The 24,278-nt window shown below is 64.0% G+C and carries 26 protein-coding genes; all 26 read left to right on the top strand.

The features are described from left to right. The 26 genes from fliS to EKH80_RS10685 all read left to right on the top strand — a co-directional run bounded on the left by fliS (position 1) and on the right by EKH80_RS10685 (position 24,278). Positions 1 to 435 (top strand): flagellar export chaperone FliS, encoded by a 435-nt coding sequence (fliS, locus tag EKH80_RS10560; protein ID WP_196240368.1) that lies wholly within the window; start codon positions 1 to 3, stop codon positions 433 to 435. Continuing rightward, positions 432 to 737: a hypothetical protein gene (locus tag EKH80_RS10565; protein ID WP_126684706.1), complete on the top strand. Its 306-nt coding sequence runs from the start codon at positions 432 to 434 to the stop codon at positions 735 to 737. Before fliS ends, EKH80_RS10565 begins: the two co-directional genes overlap by 4 nt. Positions 738 to 828: 91 nt before the next feature. Next, on the top strand, positions 829 to 1,416 hold the full coding sequence (locus EKH80_RS10570; protein WP_158628810.1) for a PilZ domain-containing protein: 588 nt from the start codon (positions 829 to 831) through the stop codon (positions 1,414 to 1,416). 364 nt (positions 1,417 to 1,780) lie between these two features. After that, positions 1,781 to 3,241 carry a sigma-54 dependent transcriptional regulator gene (locus EKH80_RS10575; protein WP_126684708.1) on the top strand — a complete coding sequence of 487 codons (1,461 nt, stop codon included), beginning with the start codon at positions 1,781 to 1,783 and terminating at the stop codon, positions 3,239 to 3,241. A gap of 36 nt (positions 3,242 to 3,277) precedes the next feature. Continuing rightward, positions 3,278 to 3,610, top strand: coding sequence for a flagellar hook-basal body complex protein FliE (gene fliE / locus EKH80_RS10580; protein ID WP_126684709.1), 333 nt, complete (start codon positions 3,278 to 3,280; stop codon positions 3,608 to 3,610). A gap of 158 nt (positions 3,611 to 3,768) precedes the next feature. Then, a complete protein-coding gene (gene fliF, locus EKH80_RS10585) occupies positions 3,769 to 5,442 on the top strand; it encodes a flagellar basal-body MS-ring/collar protein FliF (protein ID WP_126684710.1) in 1,674 nt (557 codons plus the stop codon). Beyond that, positions 5,432 to 6,445, top strand: coding sequence for a flagellar motor switch protein FliG (gene fliG, locus EKH80_RS10590; protein ID WP_126684711.1), 1,014 nt, complete (start codon positions 5,432 to 5,434; stop codon positions 6,443 to 6,445). Before fliF ends, fliG begins: the two co-directional genes overlap by 11 nt. Next, entirely contained in the window at positions 6,445 to 7,080 is a 636-nt protein-coding gene (locus EKH80_RS10595) for a FliH/SctL family protein (protein ID WP_126684712.1), read from the top strand. Before fliG ends, EKH80_RS10595 begins: the two co-directional genes overlap by 1 nt. Next, on the top strand, positions 7,077 to 8,438 hold the full coding sequence (gene fliI / locus EKH80_RS10600) for a flagellar protein export ATPase FliI (protein WP_126684713.1): 1,362 nt from the start codon (positions 7,077 to 7,079) through the stop codon (positions 8,436 to 8,438). The genes EKH80_RS10595 and fliI overlap by 4 nt, the downstream gene beginning before the upstream one ends. Continuing rightward, a complete protein-coding gene (fliJ, locus tag EKH80_RS10605; protein ID WP_126684714.1) occupies positions 8,435 to 8,872 on the top strand; it encodes a flagellar export protein FliJ in 438 nt (145 codons plus the stop codon). The genes fliI and fliJ overlap by 4 nt, the downstream gene beginning before the upstream one ends. 61 nt (positions 8,873 to 8,933) lie before the next feature. Then, positions 8,934 to 10,178 carry a flagellar hook-length control protein FliK gene (locus tag EKH80_RS10610; protein WP_126684715.1) on the top strand — a complete coding sequence of 415 codons (1,245 nt, stop codon included), beginning with the start codon at positions 8,934 to 8,936 and terminating at the stop codon, positions 10,176 to 10,178. 325 nt (positions 10,179 to 10,503) lie between these two features. Further along, a complete protein-coding gene (locus EKH80_RS10615) occupies positions 10,504 to 10,992 on the top strand; it encodes a flagellar basal body-associated FliL family protein (RefSeq protein WP_230473604.1) in 489 nt (162 codons plus the stop codon). A 13-nt stretch (positions 10,993 to 11,005) separates the two neighbouring features. After that, the gene (gene fliM, locus EKH80_RS10620; RefSeq protein WP_126684716.1) at positions 11,006 to 12,022 is read left to right on the top strand and encodes a flagellar motor switch protein FliM; all 1,017 of its coding nucleotides are present in this window, start codon (positions 11,006 to 11,008) and stop codon (positions 12,020 to 12,022) included. Continuing rightward, the gene (gene fliN, locus EKH80_RS10625; protein ID WP_230473605.1) at positions 12,019 to 12,378 is read left to right on the top strand and encodes a flagellar motor switch protein FliN; all 360 of its coding nucleotides are present in this window, start codon (positions 12,019 to 12,021) and stop codon (positions 12,376 to 12,378) included. Before fliM ends, fliN begins: the two co-directional genes overlap by 4 nt. Beyond that, complete coding sequence (fliO, locus tag EKH80_RS10630; RefSeq protein WP_126684717.1) at positions 12,375 to 12,761, top strand: flagellar biosynthetic protein FliO; 387 nt, start codon at positions 12,375 to 12,377, stop codon at positions 12,759 to 12,761. The genes fliN and fliO overlap by 4 nt, the downstream gene beginning before the upstream one ends. A 254-nt stretch (positions 12,762 to 13,015) precedes the next feature. Next, positions 13,016 to 13,720: a flagellar type III secretion system pore protein FliP gene (fliP, locus tag EKH80_RS10635; protein WP_126684718.1), complete on the top strand. Its 705-nt coding sequence runs from the start codon at positions 13,016 to 13,018 to the stop codon at positions 13,718 to 13,720. Next, positions 13,717 to 13,986 carry a flagellar biosynthesis protein FliQ gene (fliQ, locus tag EKH80_RS10640; protein ID WP_126684719.1) on the top strand — a complete coding sequence of 90 codons (270 nt, stop codon included), beginning with the start codon at positions 13,717 to 13,719 and terminating at the stop codon, positions 13,984 to 13,986. Before fliP ends, fliQ begins: the two co-directional genes overlap by 4 nt. After that, a complete protein-coding gene (gene fliR / locus EKH80_RS10645) occupies positions 13,983 to 14,750 on the top strand; it encodes a flagellar biosynthetic protein FliR (protein WP_230473607.1) in 768 nt (255 codons plus the stop codon). Before fliQ ends, fliR begins: the two co-directional genes overlap by 4 nt. A gap of 3 nt (positions 14,751 to 14,753) precedes the next feature. After that, a complete protein-coding gene (gene flhB / locus EKH80_RS10650) occupies positions 14,754 to 15,893 on the top strand; it encodes a flagellar biosynthesis protein FlhB (RefSeq protein ID WP_126684720.1) in 1,140 nt (379 codons plus the stop codon). A gap of 12 nt (positions 15,894 to 15,905) precedes the next feature. Next, the gene (gene flhA / locus EKH80_RS10655; RefSeq protein WP_126684721.1) at positions 15,906 to 17,996 is read left to right on the top strand and encodes a flagellar biosynthesis protein FlhA; all 2,091 of its coding nucleotides are present in this window, start codon (positions 15,906 to 15,908) and stop codon (positions 17,994 to 17,996) included. 214 nt (positions 17,997 to 18,210) lie between these two features. Beyond that, positions 18,211 to 19,557, top strand: coding sequence for a flagellar biosynthesis GTPase FlhF (gene flhF, locus EKH80_RS10660; protein WP_126684722.1), 1,347 nt, complete (start codon positions 18,211 to 18,213; stop codon positions 19,555 to 19,557). Next, entirely contained in the window at positions 19,554 to 20,495 is a 942-nt protein-coding gene (locus EKH80_RS10665) for a MinD/ParA family ATP-binding protein (RefSeq protein WP_230473611.1), read from the top strand. The genes flhF and EKH80_RS10665 overlap by 4 nt, the downstream gene beginning before the upstream one ends. Position 20,496: 1 nt before the next feature. Next, positions 20,497 to 21,231 carry an RNA polymerase sigma factor FliA gene (locus EKH80_RS10670; protein WP_126684723.1) on the top strand — a complete coding sequence of 245 codons (735 nt, stop codon included), beginning with the start codon at positions 20,497 to 20,499 and terminating at the stop codon, positions 21,229 to 21,231. A 49-nt stretch (positions 21,232 to 21,280) separates the two neighbouring features. After that, on the top strand, positions 21,281 to 21,688 hold the full coding sequence (cheY, locus tag EKH80_RS10675) for a chemotaxis response regulator CheY (RefSeq protein ID WP_126684724.1): 408 nt from the start codon (positions 21,281 to 21,283) through the stop codon (positions 21,686 to 21,688). Then, positions 21,685 to 22,326, top strand: a complete 642-nt coding sequence (locus EKH80_RS10680) for a protein phosphatase CheZ (protein ID WP_126684725.1) — start codon at positions 21,685 to 21,687, stop codon at positions 22,324 to 22,326. The genes cheY and EKH80_RS10680 overlap by 4 nt, the downstream gene beginning before the upstream one ends. 5 nt (positions 22,327 to 22,331) lie before the next feature. After that, a complete protein-coding gene (locus EKH80_RS10685; RefSeq protein WP_126684772.1) occupies positions 22,332 to 24,278 on the top strand; it encodes a chemotaxis protein CheA in 1,947 nt (648 codons plus the stop codon).

The raw sequence follows: 24,278 nt of genomic DNA on the forward strand, positions 1-24,278 counted from the left end.
ATGAGTTACATGTCACGAAACGGCAGTGCACTGTATGCCCAGACGCGCGCGCAAGGCAGCCTGGAGGGTGCTGACCGCCACCAGCTTCTGGCGATGCTGCTCGATGGCCTGGTCGATCGCATCAACCAGGCGCGCGGCCATATTTTGCACAAGGACATACCCGCCAAGGGCCAGGCGTTCGGCAAGGCGATCGGCATCCTCGTCGCCTTGCGCGAGAGCCTCGACCATACCGTGGAACCCACGCTGACCGGTCGCCTGGATGCCTTATACGACTACATCACCCGTCGCCTGCTGCATGCGCAGCTCAATGACGACCTGCGCGCGCTGGATGAATGCGAACGCCTGATCGCGCCGATCCGCGAAGCCTGGCATGCGATCCGCGAGCCGTACCTGGCTGAACTTGCCCAGCTGAAGGCGCAAGTAGCGGTACCATGAGCGGTACGGTACAAGATGAATTGCACGAGGCCCTGGCGCTCACCATCGAAATGTGCGCAGCGGCCGGCGACGGCAACTGGACGTTGGTGGCTGAACTCGATAAGAAGCGACAGTTGCATTTGCAACGGATGCAGAGTGAGTCGCTCGGTATGCAGCAGCATGAAGCCTTGGCAGCCCTACAGACGCAAAACAACGCGTTACTGGAACGCGCGCGCGAAGTGCATGCGGTGGTGGAAGAGCAGCTCAGCCAGCATCAATACAAGCATCGAGCGTTGCGCAGCTACGTTACGTCATCTTTCTAGCGTCCGGCCGTCTCGGCGCCTATGGCACGCCTCATGAATGACTCTTGTTTATAGCCGGCGTTCTGTCATAAAGCCGGCACAGGAGGGTGTCATGCAAACCGAAGAAAGATGGCAGGCGTTTTCCGAACGGGTGACCTACGAGGGGCCGGTGCATCTGGCCATCGAGCCCTTTGAGCCCACGCCCGAGGACGTCGCGCGTCTTAACGAGCGCAACCTGCATGTTCTGCGCTCGCTCGCCTCGCTGGATGAGCACAAGGCCGACATCGCCAATGACGGCGACACTCCGCTGATGCAGGAGCTGCAGCGGATGGACAGCAAGCTCAACGTATTGCTCGACATCGTCGACCGGTTGTTGCTTCCCGTCGCGCTGCTGCCGCCACGCCAAGTAGTGAGCTTCAACGTAATAGGCCTGATCGTACCGAACCAACTTGTTCCGCCTGACAGCGGCCTGCGCGTGCGCCTGCATTTTGACGCCTGTCGCGCTTTGCCATTGGAGTTGCTGGTGGAGCGCGGAAAGGCCGTTGGCGATGACAACGTTTTCCTTTTCTTTCGTGAATTGAGCGAAATGGTCGAGGATGGGTTGGAACGTTTCGTTTTTTGTCACCATCGACGCAAAGTGGCCTCGGCGAGACTGACAGGCACTGCTGAAACTGTGTTAGGGAGCAAGCACAGAATGTGATGGTTATCACGCGATGAAACATCCGGGCACGCCGGTTTTCCGCCCCGCCTACGCGGGGTCCAGCGTTTTGGGCAGCTGAACTGCCCACGTCATTGAGTATAAAAATCGATCTAAGTCATTGATGTAAACGGTTTCTTTTGCGGCACACAAATGTGAATGCGTCGACGTACGGTGTGCGAAATCCGTCACGCGGCAAATGGGATGTATCGCACAGACCCAAATGGACGCGAAATTTTTGGCGTTCTTCTTGCTGGATTGGCACACGTGTCGCGGCGAATCGCTGACACACAGGGGACACACGACATTTGAGGCGGAATCGTCGTTGTTCATTAGCAGTCGCAGTAGAGCAGCAGGACTTGTGTTCATGCCAAATAGCAACGTACTCATCATCGAATCCAACGGGACCCGTGCCGATATCGTCATATCGGCCATGCAATTCATGGGGTTTTTACCGCAGCGATGGGATGCATCCTTGCCGACCGGCTCGATTGCGCACGACTGGCGAGCGGTTTACATCGGTGGGATCGAGGACGAAGGGCTTTGCGAACAACTGCTGGCATCGCTCGACGTGCCGCCTGAGCAGTTGCTGGTGCTGGTGGGGTCCGACTCGCCGCAGCTGGAGCGGCTGACCAAAGCCGGCTGTCCTCATGCTGCGCAGATCGAGGTTTTGGACTTTCCGCTGCGCTACGAACGCCTGGCCGAAGCAGTGCGCCGCGCGCCGACCCTGCGCACCAGCAGCAGCCCCGCGCCATTGCGCCTGGTGGGTGGTTCCATCGCGATGGGGCGCGTCAATGCGTTGATCCGCCAGGTGTCGCCGTTCGATTCCAGCGTGCTGGTGCTGGGGGAGTCTGGCACCGGCAAGGAAATGGTGGCACGCGCGATTCACGACTGCTCCCCGCGCCGCGACAAGCCGTTCGTGGCCATCAATTGCGGCGCCATTCCGGCGGAACTGCTCGAAAGCGAACTGTTCGGCCACGAGAAGGGCGCGTTCACCGGCGCCATCAGCACCCGCAAGGGACGCTTCGAGATGGCCGAGGGCGGCACGCTGTTCCTCGATGAAATCGGCGACATGAGCCTGCCGATGCAGGTGAAACTGCTGCGCGTGTTGCAGGAGCGTGTGTACGAACGGGTCGGCAGCAACCGTACGCAGCGCTGCGATGTGCGCATCATCGCTGCCACCCATCGCAATCTGGAGACGTCCACTTCCGAAGGGCGCTTCCGTGAAGACCTGTATTATCGCCTCAGCGTGTTTCCGCTGGAGATGCCGCCGCTGCGCGAGCGCCTGGAGGACATGCCGGAGCTGATCGCCGAATTCAACCAGCGCCTGCAGCGCCGCGGCTTGCAGAGCGTGCGCTTCAGCGGCAGTGCGCTGCAGGCGCTACGCCAGCATCCGTGGCCGGGCAATGTGCGGGAATTGTCCAACCTGGTCGAACGTCTTGCCATCCTCTATCCGAACGGCGAAGTGCGCGCCAGCGACTTGCCGGAAAAATACCGTGGTGCGCAGCCGATCGACGAAACCGGCGGCAGCGTGATCCGCGCGATGCTCGATGGCCAGGCCAAGCCTGCGCAGGCGCATCATCGCAGCTTGCTGGATACCGACGTGCTGCTGCCAGAGGGCGGCGTGGATCTGAAGGATCACCTGGCCGACATCGAAGTGGGGCTGATCCGCCAGGCGCTCGACATTACCGATGGCGTCGTGGCGCATGCCGCGAAGCTTCTGCGCATGCAGCGCACCACGCTGGTGGAGAAGCTTCGCAAGTACGGCCTGCAAGCGGCCTGCCGCGGCAACGAGGCGTCTCCCGAGAATGGCACAGCCGTTGCTTGAAGCTCTTAGTAACCGCTCAAGCGCTGGAAAACCGACATGAGTCAGATCGACGTCAACAGTGTGCTTTCGCAAATGCGCGCACTCAGTTCGCTGGCCACCGGCACGATGCCGACCGCTTCGCTGCCTGCTGCATCGAATGGGACCGGCGTGGATTTCGGCACGCTGTTCAGGCAGTCCATCGGATCGGTGGCCGCGCAGCAGAATGAAGCGCAAAAGCAGGTCGGCGCGTTCGAGCGTGGCGATCCCGGCGCCGATATCGTCAAGACGTCGATCGCGGGGCAGAAGGCGGATCTCGCCTTTCGCGGTCTGGTGGAAGTGCGCAACAAGCTGGTGGATGCGTACACCACCATCATGAACATGCCGGTTTGACCCAACTGGGTCATCCCCGCGAAAGCGGGGGCCCCTTGCATCGACCACGCGCTCGAAGGACGCCAACATAAAACGCCCTGCGTGCTTCGCACCAAGTACCAAGACGGGATTCCTGCGTTCGCGGGAATGACGGCAAAAATAACTACTAATTCACCCTCATGGCCGACAATATTCCTGCCACCACGCCATCGCGCCAGGACCAGCTGAAAATCCTGCTGCGCAATCCGATGACTCGCCTGCTGATGCTGCTGGTGGGCGTTGCCGCGGCAGTGGCCCTGGGCGTCGGCATTGTGCTGTGGTCTCGCGGCCCCAGCTTTGCCTTGCTGTATGCCGGGCTCGATCCGAAAGATGCCGCGGCGGTCACGCAGGCTCTGCAAAGCAGCAACACGCCGTTTCGGCTCGGCGCGGATGGCGCTTCCATTTCGGTGCCGGCCGACGTATTGGCGGACGCGCGACTGAAGCTCGCAGCGCAAGGATTGCCGCAAGGCAATACCGCCGGCGCCACCTTGCCGCAAAGCGATTCGCCTTTCGGCATGAGCGACCTGGCCGAAAGCACGCGTTATCGCGAAATGCTGGAAACGGATCTGGGCAACACCATTGCCGGCCTCCAGTTCGTGCGCGCTGCGCGCGTGCACCTGGCCCTGCCTAAACCTTCCGCCTTCATCCGTGACAATCATCCGGCCAGTGCGTCCGTGCTGCTCACGCTGTATCCCGGCCGCCAGCTCGACAGCAGCCAGGTCCAGGCCATCGTGCATCTGGTGTCTTCCAGCGTGCCGGATCTCGATCCCGCGCAGGTGTCGGTGGTGGATCAGCAGGGCTCGCTGCTCACGAATTCCGATCCCAACAGCCCTGCCGCGGTGGGTGATGCGCACATGCGCCTGGTGACGCGCATGGAAAACAGCTACGCGCAGCGCGTCGAAACGTTGCTCACGCCGCTGGTCGGCAACGGACGCGTGCGCGCCCAGGTCAACGTGGCGCTCGATTTCAGCGAAACCGAAAAAGCCAGTGAAAGCTATGACGGCGACAAGCCGGCGTTGCGCAGCGAGCAAACCAGCAGCGAACAAAAACGTGACGGCGGCAATGGCGAGATCGCTGGTGCATTGAGCAACCAGCCGCCCAATTCCGTGGCGCAGCCAACGGCGGCCAAACCCAACGCCGGCGCGCCACCGGCCGCGAACGCCGCGGCAAGCAGTGCTGCCAGTGCAACGCCGACTGACACTTCGTCCAGTGCCACGCGCAACTACGAACTCGGCCGCACCGTCAGCCACGTCACCGATCCGGCCGGCCGGCTGACGCGTTTGACGGTCGCCGTGGTGGTCGACAACAAGCCCGCGCCGGACGGCAAGGGCAAGAGCGTTCCGCTCACCACGCAGGAATTGCAGCACCTGAGCGATCTCACCAAGAACGCAGTGGGCTACAACGAACAGCGCGGCGACGGCGTCACCGTGATCAACCAGGCGTTTTCTGACGATACGGCGAGCGACGTTGCGCCGGTGGCGCAGCCATTCTGGTTGCGTCCGGGCATGCTCGATCTGATCAAGCAAGGCGCCGGCATTCTGATCGCCCTGCTGATTGCGTTTGGCTTGCTGCGGCCCCTGCTCAAGGGGCTGCTGCGCGGGCCGGAACCGATGACCGCGCTGGCCGGACCGGTTCCCACGGTTTCCGTACGCATCGCCGACGACGATCGCGATGAGCCGGTGCGCATCACTTCGCCGCAGATCCAGAACATGGCGTACGAGCAGAAGATCGGCCTCGCACGCAAGCTGGTGCAGGAAAACTCCAAGCAGGTCGCGCAGGTCGTGATGAACTGGGTGGGCGAAGATGGCAGCTGAGCAGAATCACGCGCTCAACGGCGCGCAACGCGCCGCCATCCTGCTGCTGACGCTGGGCGAACAGGATGCCGCCGAGGTGCTCAAGCACCTGAGTGCGCGCGACGTGCAGGCGGTTGGCACCGCGATGGCCACGCTCAGCAACATTTCACGCGACCAGGTGGAGCATGTGCTCGGTCGTCTCAGCGACGACATCGGCCGCCAGACCGCGCTCGGCGTGGGCACCGAGGACTACATCCGCAAGGTGCTGGTCAGCGCGCTGGGCGAAACCAAGGCCGGCAGCCTGATCGACCGCATCCTGCTGGGGCGTTCCACCAAGGGTCTGGAATCGCTGAAGTGGATGGAAAGCCGCGCCATCGCCGAGATGATCGGCATGGAACATCCGCAGATCATTGCGCTGGTGCTGGCACATCTAGAACCGGACCAGGCCGCCGAGGTGATCGGTTACCTGCCGCAGCGTGTCCGCAGCGATGCGGTCATGCGCATTGCCAACCTCGACGGCGTGCAGCCGCAGGCGCTCAACGAACTGGACGAGATCATGGAGCGCCAGTTTTCCGGCAGCTCGAGCAAATTGAAGTCGGCCACCGTCGGCGGCCTGAAGGCGGCCGCGGACATCCTCAACGCGATGGAAACCTCGCGCGAAGCCGAGTTGATGAGCGCGATCCGCAGCCACGACGCCGGCCTCAGCACCAAGATCGAAGACCTGATGTTCGTGTTCGACGACCTGGCAGGGATCGACGACCGCAGCATGCAGACCCTGTTGCGCGAAGTGCCGTCCACGCGCCTGATCATCGCGCTGAAGGGCTGCGAGCCCTCCGTGCGGGAAAAAATCTTCGCCAACATGTCCAAGCGTGCCGCCGACATGCTGCGCGACGACCTGGAAGTGAAGGGCCCGGTGAAGCTCAGCGAAGTCGATGCCGCGCAAAAAGAGGTGTTGCAGATCGCACGCAAGCTGGCGGATGCGGGGCAGATCAGCCTGACGGCCGGTGGCGATGAGTTTGTGTGATGCCTAACGTTCTCAGCCGCGAAACCATTGCCGGCTTCGACCGCTGGGAGCCCCCTTCGGTCGGCGCCGATCAAGGCACGCCGGAACCTGCGGCGCCACCTGGCCCCACCCTCTATGAGCTGGAGGAAATCGAACGCCAGGCGCGTGAAGAGGGCTATGCGGCTGGCCTGGGCGAAGGCCGTGCCGCGGCCAAGAAAGAACTCGACGAACGTCTGGCGCGCCTCGATGCCATCTGCACCGCCGCAGCGCGCCCGCTGGCCGGGATGGACGACGCCGTCGAGCGCGAGCTCGCGCTGCTCGCCACCGTGATTGCCCGCCGCGTGATAACGCGCGAATTGCAGCTCGATCCGTCATTGATCGAACGCGCGGTGCGTGAAGCTGCCGCGGCCTTGCCGTCGGCAGCACGCGACTTGCGCGTGTGGGTGCATCCCGGCGACATGGATCTGCTGCGCGAGCTCGGCGCCGCCGAGACGAATTGGCGCTTTGGCGCGAACCCGGCCCTGCAGCGCGGCGATTGCGTCCTGGAAAGCGCGAGCTCGCGCCTGGACGCGCGAGTCAGCACGCGGCTGGCGGCTGTGGTCGATGCGGTGATCGGCGACGATCTTGACGACGGCGAGGATGAGGTTTCCGCATGACCGCCTCGGCGCCAAGCAGACACCAGCGCTGGCGCCGGCAGCTTGCCTTGCGTACCCAGCATGCGCGTTCCGCGCAGATGCTGACGGCCGAAGGTCGTTTGCGTCGCGTGGTTGGCTTGACGCTGGAGGCCGAGGGCTGCGAAGCGCCGCTGGGTGCGCGCTGCCTGGTCGACGCAGCTGATGGCACTGAACTGGATACCGAAGTGGTGGGCTTTGCCGACGAACGTCTGCTGCTGATGCCGGTAACCGAGATGCATGGAGTGCTGCCGAATGCGCGGGTGCGGCCTTGTTCGCGTGCGGGCGGCCTGCCGGTGGGCGAGGCTTTGCTGGGACGCGTGATCGGCGCTGACGGGATGCCGCTGGATGGCGCAGGTCCGTTGCATGCGGAAAGCCACGCGGCGCTGAAGCGCGAGCCGATCAATCCGATGGCGCGCAAGCCGATCGATACGCCGCTCGATACCGGCGTGTGTGCGATCAACGCCTTGCTGACCGTGGGGCGCGGCCAGCGTATCGGGCTGTTTGCCGGTTCCGGCGTGGGTAAATCCACTTTGCTCGGCATGATGACGCGTTACACCGACGCCGACGTGGTCGTGGTCGGCCTGATCGGCGAGCGCGGCCGCGAGGTGAAGGAATTCGTCGAGCAGACGCTGGGCCACGAGGGTCGCGAGCGCGCGGTGATCGTCGCCGCGCCGGCCGATGCGCCGCCGTTGAAGCGCTTGCGCGGTGCGCAATATGCCACCGCGATCGCCGAATGGTTCCGCGATCGCGGCCAGCGTGTGCTGCTGCTGATGGATTCGTTGACGCGTTACGCCCAGGCCCAACGCGAAATCGCGTTGGCGATCGGCGAGCCGCCGGCGACCAAGGGTTATCCGCCGTCCGTGTTCGCCATGCTGCCGGCTTTGGTCGAGCGAGCGGGCAATGATGCGCAAGGACGCGGTTCCATCACCGCGTTCTATACCGTGCTGACCGAGGGCGACGATCATCGCCACGATCCCATCGCCGATGCGGCGCGCGCCATCCTGGACGGCCATATCGTGCTGTCGCGCGATCTCGCGGAGGCAGGGCATTACCCGGCGATCGATATTGAAGCCTCGATCAGCCGCGTGATGCCCGCCGTGGTGGCGAAGGATCAGATGCGCGCTGCGCAGCGATTCCGCCAGGTCTATTCGGCTTATCGCCAGCGCCAGGACCTGATCGCGGTGGGGGCGTACCAGAAAGGGTCCGACCATCAGGTCGACCTGGCCATCGCACTGTATCCGCGCCTGCAGCGATTCCTGCAACAGGAGGTCGACGAGCCCGTCGAACTGCAAGCTGCCCAGGAACGGCTCGAGTCCATTACCGCGGAGATCAAGGCATGACATCGCGCTCGGACCGGTTGCAGCCTGCCGTGGACCAGGCCCAGCGCCGCCAGAAAGAGGCGTTGCAGCGCCTGGCCGAGCATCAACAGAAGCTTGCGCAGGCCGAACAGCAACTTGAGGAGCTGCATCGCTACCGGCGTGAATACGGCCTCAGCGACGGCGGGCTGACAGTGAGCGCGCTGCTCAACCGTCAACAATTCGTCGAGCGCATCGACCAGGCCATCGTGCAGCAAAGCCGCCTGATCGAACGCCTGCAGCGCCTGCTCGAGGGCGCGCGCGAACGCTGGCTGCAGGCGCATGCGCGCGAGAGCGCGCTGGGCAGCGTGGTGGAGCGTTTGCGCAAGCAGGAACACCAGAGCGAGCAGCGCCTCGAGCAGGCGGAAGTGGATGAGCGGATGCAGTACCGCGGCCGCCGGGCAGGCTCACCATCCTGAAGCCTGCCAATGGCCTGGTTCTTGCCTCTATCCCCCCTAACTTCAAGACGAGTACTCGCGCATGAGCGCCACTCCGCTACTTGCACTACCGGTCACTCCCGCGACACCGAGCCATCTGGCGCCGTCGACGGGCAGCCGCAGCCTGCACAGCGGCGGTAGCTTCCATTCACACCTGGAGTCGGCGCAGCAGGACCAGCAGTCATCGCAAGACGCGCAAAGCACTTCGTCGAACGGCGATCAACGACAGAGCGGCAACAACGCCCGGAGCGACAGCACACCGGCTGGCGACACTTCCAGCAACACCAGCAAACCCGGCGACGATGCAGCACAGAACGAGCGCGCTCCTGGCATCGATCTCACCGGTGCTGCCGGCAGCCTGGCGGGTATGGTGCTGAGCCTGATCGACCATGCGAATGGTGATCACCCAGGTGCTGCACCGAGCCCGGCCAAGCAGGGCGCGAGCAACAAGCAACCTGCCGCCCCGCTGCCGGCAGCGTCGACGGCAACCATGGCTCCAGTACCGTTGCCCGCAATCAATCCGCTGCCCTTGGCGGCAACGGGTTCAAGTGCGCCGCAAACGGGTGCTGCATTGACCGATGCCATCGGCAGCGCCTTGTCAACCAAATCGTCCCTGGAATGGGACGTCAAAGGCGGCGACAGCAGTGCGGGCGATGCTACTGCGGCCGGGACGCCCGTCGGCACGGATACCGGCAGCCCAATCCAGGGCATCGCCGATGGCGTGCAATCGCTTGCGGGCAGTGCGGCCGCAAGCGCGCATGCTGCGCTACCGGCAGGCGCGACGTTTACCCCGGACACCACCTCCGGCATGACTGCGCTGGGCAATCTCACCGCTACACCGGTGGTTCCTTCAAGCAACGCCACGCATAGCCTGAGGGTGGACGCGCCCGTTGGTTCCTCCGGCTTCGCCAAGGAACTCGGCCAGCAGATTACCTGGCTCAGCGGTCAGGAAGTGAAGCAGGCACAAATACGCCTCAATCCGCAGGGCCTGGGCCCGCTCGACGTGAAGGTGAGCGTGGATCGCGGCCGTGTGGATGTGAGCTTCATGACGCAGCATCCCGCCACTACCGCCGCCGTACAGCAAGGACTGGATCAGCTCCATCAGATGCTGGGCGGGCAGGGTTTGTCGCTTGGTCACGCCACGGTTGGCCAGCACGCGCAACAGCAGTTCGGCGGGCGGTCGGAACAGCAGGCCCAGGCTTCCGGCAACTCGAACGACGAACCCGCCGATACACCGGTCGCTATGGCGGCACGTGTTGCGATAGGTCTGGTTGACGCGTTTGCCTGACACTCCACGAATGGGATAACAATCGTAGGCTGGGTTGCCAAACCCAGCATCGCGCGACTGCATGCATGGCAATGCTGGGTTTGGCAACCCAGCCTACGCCGCTGCGTCCCAATCAACGCTGGCGCAACGTCGAAATTCCCTCACCCGTTCACGCGCCTGTATCCCGGCACGCGTCAATAAAACGCCGTTCCATTGCTGCACGAATCACGCAAACCGCACCATGGCGCGCTTTCAAAGCGTGGCACGCCGCTTGCTAAAAACCCCGTAGCCAAGCCCGCTTCGATTCGAGGCGCGGCGTCATGTCTTGTATGGAATGGGGTTGTTCATGGCTAACGCCGACAATAGGGAAGACGAAGCTCCTGCCACAACGACCAAGAAGAAGGGCGGCAGGGCGATGATGTTTGCTGGGATTGCCATGCTCGTACTGCTTGGCGCAGGCGGCTACCTGTACACCCGCGGCCATGGCGCGCAAGCCGCGGCCACGCCGCCGAAGCCGCCAGAATTGTTCTTGCCGCTGGATCCTGCGTTCGTGGTGAATTTCCAGGATCAGGACGCCACGCGCTACCTGCAGGTCGGAGTGACGGTGATGACGCACGACCCGGCCGCAGTGCAGGCGATGAAAGAAAGTGATCCGGTGATCCGCAATGCGCTGGTGATGCTGTTCAGCAGCCAGACCTACGCGGGACTCAGCGACATTACGGGCAAGCAGAAGCTGCAGAACCAGGCGCTGGACGCCGTGCGCAAGGTCGTGGCCGACAAGACCGGCAAGCCGGATGTCGATGCCCTGTACTTCACCAGCTTCGTAATGCAATGACGGAAACGACGCGATGAGCGACCTGCTTACCCAGGAAGAAATCGACGCACTGCTCAACGGTGTCGACGGCGGCCAGATCGAAACCGAAGGCGACTTGCCGCCGCCGGACGGCGCGGTGCTGGATTTCGACTTCACCCAGCAGGACCGCATCGTGCGCGGCCGACTGCCCACGCTGGAGATGATCAACGATCGCTTCGCGCGCTTCTTCCGCACCCAGCTGTTCGGTGTGCTGCGTAAAACGTGCGAGGTGTCGGTGCTCGGCGTGAAGATGCAGAAATTCAGCGAATACGTGCACGGCCTGAACGTGCCGAGCAATCTCAACCTGATCAAGGTGAAGCCGCTGCGCGGCACCGCGCTGGCGGTGATGGAGCCGCGCCTGGTGTTCACTGTGATCGACAATTTCTTCGGCGGCGACGGACGCTATCACGCGCGCATCGAAGGCCGCGATTTCACGCCGACCGAAAACCGTGTGATCCAGATCCTGCTCGCCGAGGTATTCGTGGCGATGGCCGAAGCCTGGGCGCCGGCCATGCAGGTGCAGTTTGAATTCCTCAATTCCGAGATCAATCCGCAATTCGCCAACATCGTCAGCCCTACCGAAACCGTGGTGGTCTCGCGTTTCCATGTGGAACTCGATGGCGGTGGCGGCGAAGTGCACCTGACCTTGCCGTACTCGATGGTGGAGCCGATCCGCACCATGCTCGACGCCGGCGTGCAGAGCGACCGCATGGGCGAGCGCGACGAGCGCTGGATCAACTGCCTGCACGAAGAAGTCATGGATGCGGAGGTGGAACTCACATCGTTGCTGCTGGAAACCAGGATCAGCATCGGCGAGTTCCTGGGGCTGCGCATCGGAGACGTGATCCCGATCAACTTGCCCGACGTCACCACCGTGTTCGCCGAAGACGTACCTATCTTTCGCGGTGAATACGGCCAGACCAACGGCCGCTACGCCATTCGCTACAAAACCCAGGCCGGTCGCCGCTCGCCGCGTCCTGCAGTTGACTTTGCCCCGGAAAAAATCGCATGAGCCATAACTTCGATTCCCTGTCCGGCCCGAACGGGGCCACCCATAGCGGCGAGCCGCACACCGAATTCGATGCCTTGAGCGGCGGGGACAAGGCAGACGTCAGCCTGGACATGATCCTGGACGTGCCGGTGACGCTGGCGATGGAAGTAGGCCGCACGCGCATCAGCATTCGCAACCTGCTGCAGCTCAATCAGGGCTCGGTGGTGGAACTGGACCGTGCCGCGGGCGAGCCGCTGGACGTATTCGTCAACGGCACCCTGGTGGCCCATGGCGAAGTGGTGGTGATCAACGAGAAGTTCGGCATCCGCCTGACCGACGTGATCAGCCCGGCCGAACGGGTGCGCAAACTCAGATGAGCACTGCATGGGACTTGCTGGCGCGCGCGCCGGCGGCGAGCGTGCCCGATATCAACGTGACCGGCGAGTTGCTTCGCCTGATGTTGAGCCTGGGCGCCATCGTGGCGCTGATCTTCGCCGTGGGCTGGCTGACGCGCCGCCTGCAATCGCGGCAGTTCGGCGGCGGGCGCCGCCTGCGCTGCATCGAAACGATGCCGATCAGCACGCGCGAACGCGTGCTGCTGATCGAGGCCGACGGCAAGCGCCTGTTGCTAGGCGTGGGTGCCGGCGGCATCCGCGCGCTGCATGTCTACGAAGGCACGGTGCCGGCGGAACCTGCGCTCGCGCCGGCACCGGTTCCGCCGTTTGCAGAGTTGTTGGGCCGGCTGGGGCGCAAATCATGAAAATGCATTTCCTCGAAACAGCTGAGCGGTTCTCTCCCCTGCGTGCAGGGGAGGGGCAGGGAGGGGTTGCACGAGCTTGCCGCACCGTTAACGCCCAGCGCGAGGTTGGCCTTACCCCGCCCCAACCCTCCCCTGCAAGCAGGCGAGGGAGCCGTTTCCGGTACTTCATAGGCTGCCTCGCACTGTTATTGCTTTTGCTTATTGTTTCGTGCGCGGATGCGGCAACGACAACCAGCTCCCAGGCGGTTGCACCGATGGTCCCCATCGCCCCGATCTCGCAGTCCGCCGGCATCCCCGTGCTGACCGTGCAGAACGCAAGCGGCGGCCAGAACTGGAGCCTGTCGCTGCAGGTGGTGGCACTGATGACGGTGCTGACCCTGCTGCCGGCCGTACTGCTGATGATGACCTCGTTCACACGCATCATCATCGTGCTGAGTTTCCTGCGCCAGGCGCTTTCCACGCAGTCCACGCCACCGAACCAGGTGCTGCTGGGGCTGGCGTTGTTTCTCACATTCTTCGTGATGTCGCCGGTGCTCAACCATGCCTACCAGGATGGGGTGAAGCCCTACATGGATCACCAGATTGGCGCGGAAGCCGCGATTCCCGCCGCCGCCGCGCCGTTCAAGCATTTTATGCTCAACCAGACGCGCGATGCGGATCTGCAGCTGTTCACGCGCCTGGCCAAGGAACAGCCCTATGCCAGCCGGGATGACGTACCGTTCCGAGTGGCGATGCCTGCTTTCGTCACCAGCGAGTTGAAGACTGCGTTCCAGATGGGCTTCCTGCTGTTCATTCCGTTCCTGGTGATCGACATCGTGGTGGCGAGCGTGCTGATGTCGATGGGCATGGCGATGGTATCGCCGTCAATCATCTCGTTGCCGTTCAAGATCATGCTGTTCGTGATGGTGGACGGCTGGTCGCTGCTGGTCGGCACCCTGGCCGGGAGTTTCTACCCATGACGCCGGAATGGGTGATTCACTTCGGCCAGCATGCCTTGTACATCGGCATGCTCGTGGCCGCCCCGTTGCTGCTCACCGCGTTGCTGGTCGGCCTGTTGGTCGGCGTCATCCAGGCCGCCACGCAAATCCACGAAATGACGCTGAGCTTCATCCCGAAGCTGCTCGCCATGGCGGCGGTGGGCCTGATAGCCGGGCCGTGGATGCTGCGCACGCTGGTGCAATTCACCCACGACATCATTGTGCGGCTGCCGGAGGCGATCAAGTGACGATCGAGCTGGCCGTGTTGATCCACTGGCTGTCCGGGATGTTCTGGGCGCTGGGTCGCGTGGGCGGCTTTTGCATGGCGGCGCCGATCTTCAACGCCACGGTGTTGCCGGCACGCATTCGCGCCGCGGTCGTCATCGTGCTGACGCTGGTGCTGGCGCCGCTCGCGCCGATGCAGCAGGACCTGATCAGTGCGGAAGGCGTGGCAACCATGGCTACGCAATTGCTGATCGGCGCCAGCATCGGCTTCGTGCTGCAACTGGTTTTCCAGGCTGTCTCCTATGGCGGCATCCTGATCGGGCAAAGCATGGGCCTGGGTTTCGCCGAACTGGTCAGTCCCACCAGCAACACCAGCGTGCCGGTGCTGGGGCAGTTCTACATGGCCATGGTGAGCCTGCTGTTCCTGGCAATGGATGGTCACCTGCAAGTGATCGAGCTGCTGGCGCAAAGCTTTCGTGCCCTGCCGCCCGGCGCCACGGGTATCGACAGCCAGTCGTTGTGGGCACTGGTGATGGCCGCTGGCGATCTGTTCGCCGGCGCGCTGCGTGTGGCCTTGCCGGCGATGACGGCGCTGTTGCTGGTGAATATCGGGTTCGCCGCGACCAGCCGTGCTTCGCCGTCGATGAACCTGTTTGCGGTCGGCTTCCCGATTAGCATCTCAATGGGCTTCATTGCGTTGTGGCTGGCTCTGCGCGGGCTGACCGGCGCGTATTCGGCGCTGCAGGCACAGGCTTGGGATTTGATGCGGCATCTGGCGGGGTTGTAGGCCATGGCCGAAACCGAAAACGAAGACCGCACCGAACAGGCGTCGGAAAAACGCCGCCAGGAGGCCCGCGAAAAAGGCGATATTCCACGCTCGCGCGATCTTTCCGGCGCCATGGTGGTGTTGGCGGGCGCGAGCATCCTGCTCTCCTACAGCTCCAGCATGTACGCAGATATGCGGCACATCTATGCGCTTGGTTTGGGCTATTCCCGCGAGGCCTTGTTCAGCGACATGCTGATGTCGCGCGCGATGCATGCTGCGCTGGGCGACATGCTCGGTCTGCTGCTGCCGGTGTTCACGGCAACGCTGCTGGCCGCCGTGGGTTCGTCTGTATTGATCGGCGGCCTGAGTTTCAGTGCGCAGGCGCTGACGCCGAACTTCCAGCGGCTTGATCCGATCGCCGGGTTCGGGCGGCTGATTTCGCTCAATGGCCTGATCGAGTTGGCGAAGTCCCTGTTGAAAGTCGCTTTCATCGGATTTTCGCTGGTGCTGTTGCTGCGCCACGACGAAGCCGCCGTGATGGCGACCGGCCACGAAGCCATTGGCGCGGGCGTGGGGCATGCGTTGTCGCTGGTGGCGCATGCAGCGCTGCTGTTCGCAGTGATCCTTGGCGTGATCGGCGGCATCGATGCGCTATGGCAGCGCTTCGACTACGAACGCAAGCACCGCATGTCCAAGCAGGAACTGAAGGACGAGCACAAGGAAGCCGAGGGCAGCCCGGAGCTCAAGGGCCGCATCCGCCAGATGCAGCAGCAGATCGCGCGCCGCCGCATGATCCAGGACGTGCCGAAGGCCGACGTAGTGGTGGTCAATCCTACGCATTTTGCCGTGGCGTTGCGCTATGACGACGCGCGCATGCGTGCGCCGCGCGTGGTCGCCAAGGGCCTGGACGTGATGGCCATGCAGATCCGCCTGGTGGCGGATGCGCACCGCATTCCGCTGGTGGAAGCGCCGCCGCTGGCACGTGCGCTGTATGCCACCACCGAGATCGGCCACGAGATTCCGTCCGCGCTGTACGTCGCGGTCGCGCAGATCCTGGCTTATGTCTATCAGTTGAAACAGGCCGCCGAGCGAGGCGGCCCCCCTCCCGAGGCCCCGCGTCCGGATATCGACCCGGAACTGCAGGGCCGTTACCGCCAACCGTAAAAGGCGTCACGCATGGCAAGCGCAAGCGTTCTGGATACCTTCAAGCAGGTCAGCCGCCGCGGCGCCGGTGCGCCGATCGTCATGCTTGCCATGCTGGCGATGCTGATGCTGCCGCTGCCGCCGTTCGTGCTGGATATCCTGTTCAGCTTCAACATCGCGCTGTCGCTGGTGATCCTGCTGGCGGTGGTGTACGTGATGCGTCCGCTGGAATTCGCCGCGTTTCCCACCGTAGTGCTGCTCGCCACGCTGCTGCGCCTGGCGCTCAACATTGCCTCCAGCCGCGTGATCCTGCTGCATGGCCACGACGGCGCCGGCGCCGCGGGCAAGGTGATCGAGGCCTTCGGCGAATTCGTGATCGGCGGCAATTTCGCCGTGGGCCTGGTGGTGTTCGCGATCCTCACCATCATCAACTTCGTGGTGGTTACCAAAGGCGCCACCCGCGTGTCGGAAGTGACCGCACGCTTCACCCTGGATTCGATGCCGGGCAAGCAGATGGCGATCGACGCCGATCTCAATGCGGGCTTGCTGACCCAGGAGCAGGCGCGCGAGCGCCGCCAGGAAGTGCGCGAAGAGGCCGATTTCTACGGCTCGATGGATGGCGCCTCCAAGTTCGTGCGTGGCGATGCCACGGCGGGCATCCTGATCCTGCTGATCAACATCGTCGGCGGCTTCTTCGTCGGAGTGCTGCAGCACGGCCTCTCCGCCGGCGAGGCGGCGCGCACCTATACCTTGCTCACCATCGGCGACGGTCTGGTCGCCCAGGTGCCGGGGTTGATGTTGTCGATCGCCACGGCAGTGATCGTCACGCGCGTGTCCAAGTCGCACGATATGGGCAAACAGGTGGTCAGCCAGGTGTTCGCCCAGCCGCGCGCGCTGGCCGTGGCCGGCGTGGTGCTGGGCACGATGGGCCTGATTCCCGGCATGCCGAACATCGCGTTCCTGATGCTGGGCGCGGTGTGCGGTGGTGCGGCGTGGCTGATGATCAAGCGCGAAAGGGAAACCAAGGAGAGCCAGACCAAGGCCGCCACCGAAGCGCTGCCCGCGCCGGCCTCCAGCGAGCGTCTGGAGCTGGGCTGGGAAGACGTCTCCAGCGTGGATCCGGTTGGACTGGAAGTGGGCTACCGCCTGATCCCGCTGGTGGACAAGCAGCAGGGCGGTGAGCTGATGGCACGCATCAAGTCGGTACGCCGCAAGCTTTCGCAGGAATTGGGGTTCCTGGTCGCGCCGGTGCATATCCGCGACAACCTCGATCTGGGGCCCAATAGCTACCGTATCTCGCTGATGGGCGTACCGATGGGCGAGGCGGAGGTGTATACCGAGAGGCATCTCGCGATCAATCCAGGCCGCGTGCACGGCACACTGCACGGCGTGGCCACGCGTGATCCAGCCTTCGGCCTGGAAGCGGTATGGATCGAAAACAACCAGCGCGATCACGCCCAGGCGCTGGGCTACACAGTGGTCGACCCGGCCACGGTGATCGCGACGCATCTCTCGCACATCCTGCAGAACCACGCGCACGAGCTGCTCAGCCACCAGGACGCCCAGCAACTGCTGGATCGCCTGGCACAGGTCGCGCCCAAGCTGGTGGAAGACCTGGTGCCCAAGCGCCTTTCGCTGGGGGTGGTGGTGAAAGTGCTGCAGAACCTGCTGGCCGAACGAGTGCCGGTGCGCAACATGCGCAGCATCGTCGAGTCTTTGGCGGAGCACGCCGGGCAAAGTCAGGATCCTGGCGCCTTGACCGCCTATGTCCGGGTCGCACTGGGCCGTCAAATAGTGCAGGAGATCGCGGGTTTGGGCACGGAAATCCCGGTGTTGACGCTTGCTCCGGAGTTGGAACAGATCTTGCTCGGATCGCTCTCGAGCAGTGGTGCGGCTGGTGCGGCGGTGGAGCCGGGGCTCGCTGACCGCCTGCAGCAGAGCGTCGCCGAAGCGGCGCGGCGGCAGGAGGCCAGCGGCGAACCGGCGGTGATGCTGGTGCAACCGCAACTGCGGCCATGGCTTTCGCGCTTCACGCGTCACGTGGCTCAGAACCTGCATGTGCTGGCCTACAACGAAGTACCGGACAACCGTCGCGTGCGATTGGTGCAGGCGATTGGACGTTGATGGCAAGGCCGTCAACGTCCGCGGGCCACGGATGGCCCGCCGTGAATCAAGCGCTCGTGCTTGATTCAGCGAAGTAGAAAAAAGGGCAGGAGCCCTTTTTTCTACATCAATACGAATGCGTTTGCTTGAGTGGGGAGTGTCTAACAGTGAGCATCAGCATGAATACGAAGCGGCCACTGCGCGCAACGACCGTCGCTGCGCGCCGGAGCTTCACATGAAGATCAAACGCTTCCTCGCCCCCGACATGCGCCAGGCGATGCGCGACGTACGCACGGAGCAGGGCGCCGATGCGGTGATTCTTTCCACGCGCCGCCTTGAAGAAGGCATCGAAATCATCGCCGCCGTCGACTATGACGAAACGCTGATGCGCGAAGCTGCGCGCGTCAATGCACCGCAGGCTACTGCTCCTGCACCAGCACCCACCAGGCCGCCGGTCACCGAAGCGATGAAAGAGCCATTGAAGGAACGCGCCAAGGAGACGCCCAAGGAAACGTCGAAGGAAGCAGTGAAGGAAACGCGTGCAGCCACGCCGCCGCCTCCTCCTCCTCCCCCGCCCTTGCCTTTGCCTTTGCCAGCCAACGAACTTGCCGTGTTGCAGCCGGTGATCGAACAGCATGCGCTGGAAGCCGCGCGCATGCGCACCGAGCTTGGCGGCCTGCGCCAATTGCTCGAACAGCAGCTTTCCAGCCTTGCCTGGAACGACATGGAGCGCCGCAGTCCGATGCGCGCTCGCGTGCTACGTGACATGTCGCGCCTTGGCATCGATACCGATGTGGCGCGCCAGCTGATCGACGAACTGCCCGAAGACATCAATGCCGACCAGGCGCGCTATCTGCCTCTGGGCCTGCTCAGTCGCAGCCTGAAAGTCAGCGGCCGTGCGCTGGCCGACGTTTGCGGTGTGATCGCACTGGTTGGTCCGACCGGCGTGGGCAAGACCACCACCATCGCCAAGCTCGCCGCCTGTGCGGTGAAGCATCACGGTCCGGTCAAGGTCGCCCTGGTCAGCACCGACCACTATCGCATCGGCGCCGCGGCGCAGCTGGAACACTACGGCCGCCTGCTCGGAGTGCGCGTATATCCCGCCTATGACGCGATCGGACTGGCGCAGACGCTGCACCTACTGCGCGATCACCACACCGTGTTGGTCGATACCGCCGGCGTGTCCGGCAACGATCCGCGCCTGCAACAGCAGATGGACGTACTGCGCGAAGCCAGCGCGCACGGCGCTTCGCAATTGCGTACCTGCCTGGTGCTGGCGGCGAATGCGCAGTCGCCCGCGCTGGATGATTCGGTGCGCGCGTACCTGCCGATCAGGCCCAGTGCCTGCATCGCCACCAAGCTGGATGAAGCGCCGAGCCTGGGTGGCCTGCTTTCCGTGTTGATCCGTCATCGCATTCCGTTGGATTGCACCACCGATGGCCAGCGCGTTCCCGAGGACATCAGCGCCGCCGACGCGCGCGTGCTGGTCTGTCGCGCGGCGCAACAGCAGCGCAAGCTCGGCTTCGTGGGCGACGACCTGGATATGGCCGAGCGCTTCGGCATGGCGGTGGCGGGTCTATGAACAAGGCACTGCACATGAACCAGGCCGCCGGCTTGCACAATCTTTTTTCCGCCGCGCAGGCGCCGCGTGAGGACCTGGACGTGTTTCACCAGGCGGCAAGCCTGCGTCCGGTGGTACCGCGGACCCGCATCACGCGCACCATCGCGGTGGCGGGCGGCAAGGGCGGCGTCGGCAAGACCACGATAGCCGTCAATCTCGCGATGGCGATGGCCATGGCGGGGCGCGACGTGATGCTGCTGGATGCCGACATGGGCGTCGCCAATGTGGACGTACAGCTCGGCCTCAATCCAATGCGCCACGTGGGCCACCTGCTGGAAGGCCGATGCACGCTGCAGGACCTGATCATGCCGGCGCAGCACGGCCTGAAGGTGATACCGGGTGGTTCGGGCGTGCGCCGGCTGGCCAAGATGGGCAATGGCGAACATGCCGCGGTGATCCGCGCGTTCGACGAACTGCTGCAGCCGCCGGAATTCCTGGTGGTGGATACGGCGGCAGGCGTGGCCGATAACGTTGCCATGTTCGCTGCGGCGTCCGATGACGTGTTGATCGTGGTGTGCGATGAGCTCGCTTCACTCACCGATGCGTATGCCTTGATCAAGATTCTTGCCCACGATTTCGGCGTGCGGCGTTTCCACATTGTCGCCAACATGGTCCGCCAGGCGGGCGACGCCAAGAAACTGTTCGAAAAACTCGCTCGTGTATGCGGGCGCTTCCTCGACGTGGCGCTGGACTACATGGGCATGGTGCCGCATGACGAATGGTTGCGGCAGGCGATCCGCCGCCAGGGCGCGGTGGTCGACCTGTGGCCTTCCAGCCGCGCGGCGATCGGATTCAAGCAATTGGCAGGTGCGGTCGATACATGGGGAAAACCCCTGTGCCCGGACTTTGGCCGAATTGCCTTTTTCAGCGGGCAGAGCCTGCCGGCTGCGGGGTGGTGACATGAATGTGGCTTCGGAATATCTGCAGCTGCAACGCGAAGACGCGGACCAACTGGTGCGCAAGCATGCGCCGCTCGTGCGGCGCATTGCCTACCACCTGATGGGCCGGCTGCCTCCGAGCGTTGACGTGGGAGACCTGATGCAGGCGGGCATGATCGGCTTGCTGGAGGCGGCGCGAAATTTCACGACCGATCGCGCGGCCAGCTTCGAGACGTATGCGGGCATCCGCATCCGTGGCGCGATGCTGGACGAATTGCGGCGCACCGACTGGACCCCACGTTCGGTGCACCGCAAGGTGCGCGAGGTGGCGGAAGTGGTGCGCAAAATCGAAAACGAAACCGGCGCCGATGCGGACAGCGCCGAGGTGATGAAACGGCTCGGCATGACCGCCGAGGAGTATCACCAGGTGCTGTCCGACGCGACCAGCGCGCGCCTGCTGAGCCTGACGGCGCCGGATGACGGCGAAGGCGGCGAGGCCGGCGCACTGGACGTGATCGACAACGACGGTGTGGGGCCACAGGACAGCTTCGAGCAGGAAACTTTGAGCGAGGCCCTGGCCGAGGCGATCGGCACGTTGCCCAAGCGCGAACAACTGGTGATGTCCCTGTACTACGAGCAGGAGATGAACCTGAAGGAAATCGGCCTGGTGCTCGGCGTGACCGAATCGCGTGTGTGCCAGATCCATGGCCAGGCGCTGGTGCGGCTCAGGGCGCGGATGGGTGATTGGCGCGGATGATTTTCAGGGGCGGGTGGACTGCGCGCTCCTTGGCTTTTAGGAGATTGGCTTGGACAAGAACATGAAAATCCTGGTGGTGGACGACTTCTCCACCATGCGGCGAATCGTTCGCAACCTGCTGGTCGAGCTGGGTTTCAGCAACCCGCTCATCCAGGAAGCCGACGACGGCCACAACGCTATGGCGATGCTCAAGGCCAACAGCTTCGACATGGTCGTCACTGACTGGAACATGCCGAACATGACCGGCATCGAGCTGCTGCAGGCCATTCGCGCCGAGCCGAAGCTGAAGAGCCTGCCGGTACTGATGGTCACGGCGGAAAACAATCGCGAGCAGATCATCGCCGCCGCCCAGGCCGGCGTGAACGGCTACATCGTCAAACCCTTTACCGCGAATACGCTCAAGGAAAAGCTCGACAAGATCTTCGAGCGCCTGGCCGCCAGTGGAGCTTCTGCATGAATGCCGTGACCGCCCCTGTAAACGACAGCCTTCCGCCGGAAGTGCTCGATTTGCTCAACAGCAAGGACGGCACCGCGTTCGAGCAGGCGCTGGATGCCATGGTGCGCCAGCGCGAGCAGCATCTGTTCCGTGCGCTCGGCGTGCTTGCGCGCGACCTGCACGGCGCCGTGTGCCGCCTCGGCAGCGACCTGGCCAACGGCGGCATGCCCGACAGCATGGTCGATGCACGCAACTACCTGGCCGAGGTCCTTCAGATGAGCGCGCAGGCCGCGCATCGCAGCCTGGATTTCGTCGACCGTATCCGTCCGGAGGCCGAGGCGCTGTCCAACAACGCCAACGCCGTGCTGGAATCCAACCGCAGCGAGACCGACCCGGCCGCGGTGTTGGCGCGCCAGGCCCAGGTGTTCGCGAGCGCTTGCTGCGACGGCCTCAACGACATGGTGCTGGTGCAGTCCTGGCAGGACCTGGCCGGCCAGCGCGTGAAGAAGGTCGTGAGCTTCATCGAGAGCGTGGAATCGTCGCTGCTGGAACTGGTGCGGCTCACCGGCGCGCTGGCCGGACGCGAAGCACCGGTGGAAGTGGCGAAGGTGCACAGCCAGGACGAAGTGGACCGTCTGCTTAGCGAATTTGGGTTCTGAGCTTGATGGACGCCAACCTCGACAGCGAGCTGCGCGACGATTTCCTGGTCGAAGCCGGGGAATTGGTGCAGCGGCTGGGTGAACAGCTGGTCGAGCTGGAAGCCGCGCCGCACGACCGCGAACTGCTCAATGCGGTGTTCCGCGTCTTCCACACGGTAAAGGGCGGCGCCGGCTTCCTTGGCGTCGAGCCGATGGTGCAGCTGTGCCATTGCGCGGAAGAATTGCTCAACGACGCACGCAACGGCCGCCTGGTGCTGAACTCGGCGCACATGGATGCGCTGCTCGAAGCGCTGGACCTGCTCAATGTGATGATGGCCGCACTAGCGAGCGGAGCGACGATGTCGCCGCCGCCTGCGGCCTTGCTCGAGCGTCTACAGCCCGCAAAGGCAGCGCCGATGGTTGAGCCGGCCAAGCCGGTGCGATCGGCCGATCCCATCGAGGCGGAATTCGAAGCCCTGCTCGACACGCTGTACGGGCAGGGCGGTGCGCCGGGCGCAACCAAACACGATTCCGGCGAAATCAACGACGACGAATTCGAAAGCCTGCTCGATGCGTTGCATGGCCAAGGTGGCGCACCGGGAGCGGTGAAAGCCGCCGAGCCGGAAAAGAAGGACATCAGCGACGACGAATTCGAAGCCCTGCTGGACAATCTACACGGCAAAGGTGGGGCTCCGGGGCTGGTTGCCGCGGCGGTTGCCACGGCGCCCGCTCCTTCGCCGGCTCCGGCCCCTGCTGCCGCGGAGCCCGTGCGTCCGGCATCTCAGAAGGCGTCGGCGGCCGAAAACACTGTGCGCGTTGACACCGCGCGCCTGGATACCCTGGTCAACCGCGCCGGCGAACTGGTGCTGCTGCGCAATCGCCTGCTGAGCCTGGCCTCACGCAGCGACAACGAAATGCTCGCCGCCATGGCCGGCGATCTCGATCGCGTTTCCGACGACTTGCAGAACGCGGTGCTCGGCATGCGCATGCAGCCGGTCGGTCGGCTGTTCCAGCGATTCCCACGTATCGTGCGCGATCTTGCGCGCCAGCTCGGCAAGGAGATCGAGCTGGTCACCGAAGGCGAAGAGACCGATCTGGATCGCAGCCTGGTCGAAGCGCTGGCCGATCCCCTGATCCACCTGCTGCGCAACGCGGTCGATCACGGCCTGGAAGACCCGGCCGGCCGCGAGCTCGCCGGCAAGCCGCGCAAGGGCAAGGTAAAACTCTCGGCCAGCCAGCGCGGCGAACGCATCGTGATTTCGGTGAGCGACGACGGCCGCGGCATGGACCCGGAGGTGCTGCGCCGCAAGGCCGTGGAGAAAGGCATCATCGACGCGGCCCAGGCTGCGCGTCTGTCCGAGGCGGAATGCTACGAGCTGATTTTCCGTCCCGGCTTCAGCACCGCCGCGACCCTATCCGACATTTCCGGCCGTGGCGTCGGGATGGATGTGGTAAAGACGCGCGTGGCCGAACTGGGCGGCACGTTGCAGGTGCATTCGCGCCTGGGCGCCGGCAGTACGCTGGAGCTCACGGTGCCGTTGACGCTCGCGATTCTGCGCGTGCTGATGGTGCGGGTCGGCGATCGCATGTTTGCGCTGCCGCTGGGTAACGTCAGCGAAGTGTTCGAACTGAACCCGCAGCACGATCACATGCTCGACGGCCGCCGCGTTGCCGCCCATCGCGGTCGCGCCTTGGTGCTGGGCGATCTTGCCGACTGGGCCGGTGTTGCCGGCACGCGCGGCCGCAACGTGGTGGTGCTGCATGTCGGCCATATGCACCTGGGTTGCCTGGTGCACGAGGTGATCGGCCGCGAAGACGTGATGGTGAAGCCGCTGGGGCCGCTGTTCGAAGGTGTGCCGGGAGTGGCCGGTGCCACGGTTACCGGTGACGGACGCCTTGCGCTGGTGCTGGATCTTGCCGCGTTGTCGCAGGATGACGGGCGACTGTTGCCCTCATTGAAGGTATCCGCCTGA

The organism is Dyella choica, from assembly GCF_003977665.1.
Lineage (GTDB): Bacteria > Pseudomonadota > Gammaproteobacteria > Xanthomonadales > Rhodanobacteraceae > Dyella_B > Dyella_B choica.

What these genes read in the sequence shown, in the direction of transcription:
- fliS (WP_196240368.1), top strand. Translation starts at nt 1, where the DNA reads ATGAGTTACATGTCACGAAACGGCAGTGCACTGTATGCCCAGACGCGC.
- EKH80_RS10565 (WP_126684706.1), top strand. Translation starts at nt 432, where the DNA reads ATGAGCGGTACGGTACAAGATGAATTGCACGAGGCCCTGGCGCTCACC.
- EKH80_RS10570 (WP_158628810.1), top strand. Translation starts at nt 829, where the DNA reads ATGCAAACCGAAGAAAGATGGCAGGCGTTTTCCGAACGGGTGACCTAC.
- EKH80_RS10575 (WP_126684708.1), top strand. Translation starts at nt 1,781, where the DNA reads ATGCCAAATAGCAACGTACTCATCATCGAATCCAACGGGACCCGTGCC.
- fliE (WP_126684709.1), top strand. Translation starts at nt 3,278, where the DNA reads ATGAGTCAGATCGACGTCAACAGTGTGCTTTCGCAAATGCGCGCACTC.
- fliF (WP_126684710.1), top strand. Translation starts at nt 3,769, where the DNA reads ATGGCCGACAATATTCCTGCCACCACGCCATCGCGCCAGGACCAGCTG.
- fliG (WP_126684711.1), top strand. Translation starts at nt 5,432, where the DNA reads ATGGCAGCTGAGCAGAATCACGCGCTCAACGGCGCGCAACGCGCCGCC.
- EKH80_RS10595 (WP_126684712.1), top strand. Translation starts at nt 6,445, where the DNA reads ATGCCTAACGTTCTCAGCCGCGAAACCATTGCCGGCTTCGACCGCTGG.
- fliI (WP_126684713.1), top strand. Translation starts at nt 7,077, where the DNA reads ATGACCGCCTCGGCGCCAAGCAGACACCAGCGCTGGCGCCGGCAGCTT.
- fliJ (WP_126684714.1), top strand. Translation starts at nt 8,435, where the DNA reads ATGACATCGCGCTCGGACCGGTTGCAGCCTGCCGTGGACCAGGCCCAG.
- EKH80_RS10610 (WP_126684715.1), top strand. Translation starts at nt 8,934, where the DNA reads ATGAGCGCCACTCCGCTACTTGCACTACCGGTCACTCCCGCGACACCG.
- EKH80_RS10615 (WP_230473604.1), top strand. Translation starts at nt 10,504, where the DNA reads ATGGCTAACGCCGACAATAGGGAAGACGAAGCTCCTGCCACAACGACC.
- fliM (WP_126684716.1), top strand. Translation starts at nt 11,006, where the DNA reads ATGAGCGACCTGCTTACCCAGGAAGAAATCGACGCACTGCTCAACGGT.
- fliN (WP_230473605.1), top strand. Translation starts at nt 12,019, where the DNA reads ATGAGCCATAACTTCGATTCCCTGTCCGGCCCGAACGGGGCCACCCAT.
- fliO (WP_126684717.1), top strand. Translation starts at nt 12,375, where the DNA reads ATGAGCACTGCATGGGACTTGCTGGCGCGCGCGCCGGCGGCGAGCGTG.
- fliP (WP_126684718.1), top strand. Translation starts at nt 13,016, where the DNA reads ATGGTCCCCATCGCCCCGATCTCGCAGTCCGCCGGCATCCCCGTGCTG.
- fliQ (WP_126684719.1), top strand. Translation starts at nt 13,717, where the DNA reads ATGACGCCGGAATGGGTGATTCACTTCGGCCAGCATGCCTTGTACATC.
- flhB (WP_126684720.1), top strand. Translation starts at nt 14,754, where the DNA reads ATGGCCGAAACCGAAAACGAAGACCGCACCGAACAGGCGTCGGAAAAA.
- flhA (WP_126684721.1), top strand. Translation starts at nt 15,906, where the DNA reads ATGGCAAGCGCAAGCGTTCTGGATACCTTCAAGCAGGTCAGCCGCCGC.
- flhF (WP_126684722.1), top strand. Translation starts at nt 18,211, where the DNA reads ATGAAGATCAAACGCTTCCTCGCCCCCGACATGCGCCAGGCGATGCGC.
- EKH80_RS10665 (WP_230473611.1), top strand. Translation starts at nt 19,554, where the DNA reads ATGAACAAGGCACTGCACATGAACCAGGCCGCCGGCTTGCACAATCTT.
- EKH80_RS10670 (WP_126684723.1), top strand. Translation starts at nt 20,497, where the DNA reads ATGAATGTGGCTTCGGAATATCTGCAGCTGCAACGCGAAGACGCGGAC.
- EKH80_RS10680 (WP_126684725.1), top strand. Translation starts at nt 21,685, where the DNA reads ATGAATGCCGTGACCGCCCCTGTAAACGACAGCCTTCCGCCGGAAGTG.
- EKH80_RS10685 (WP_126684772.1), top strand. Translation starts at nt 22,332, where the DNA reads ATGGACGCCAACCTCGACAGCGAGCTGCGCGACGATTTCCTGGTCGAA.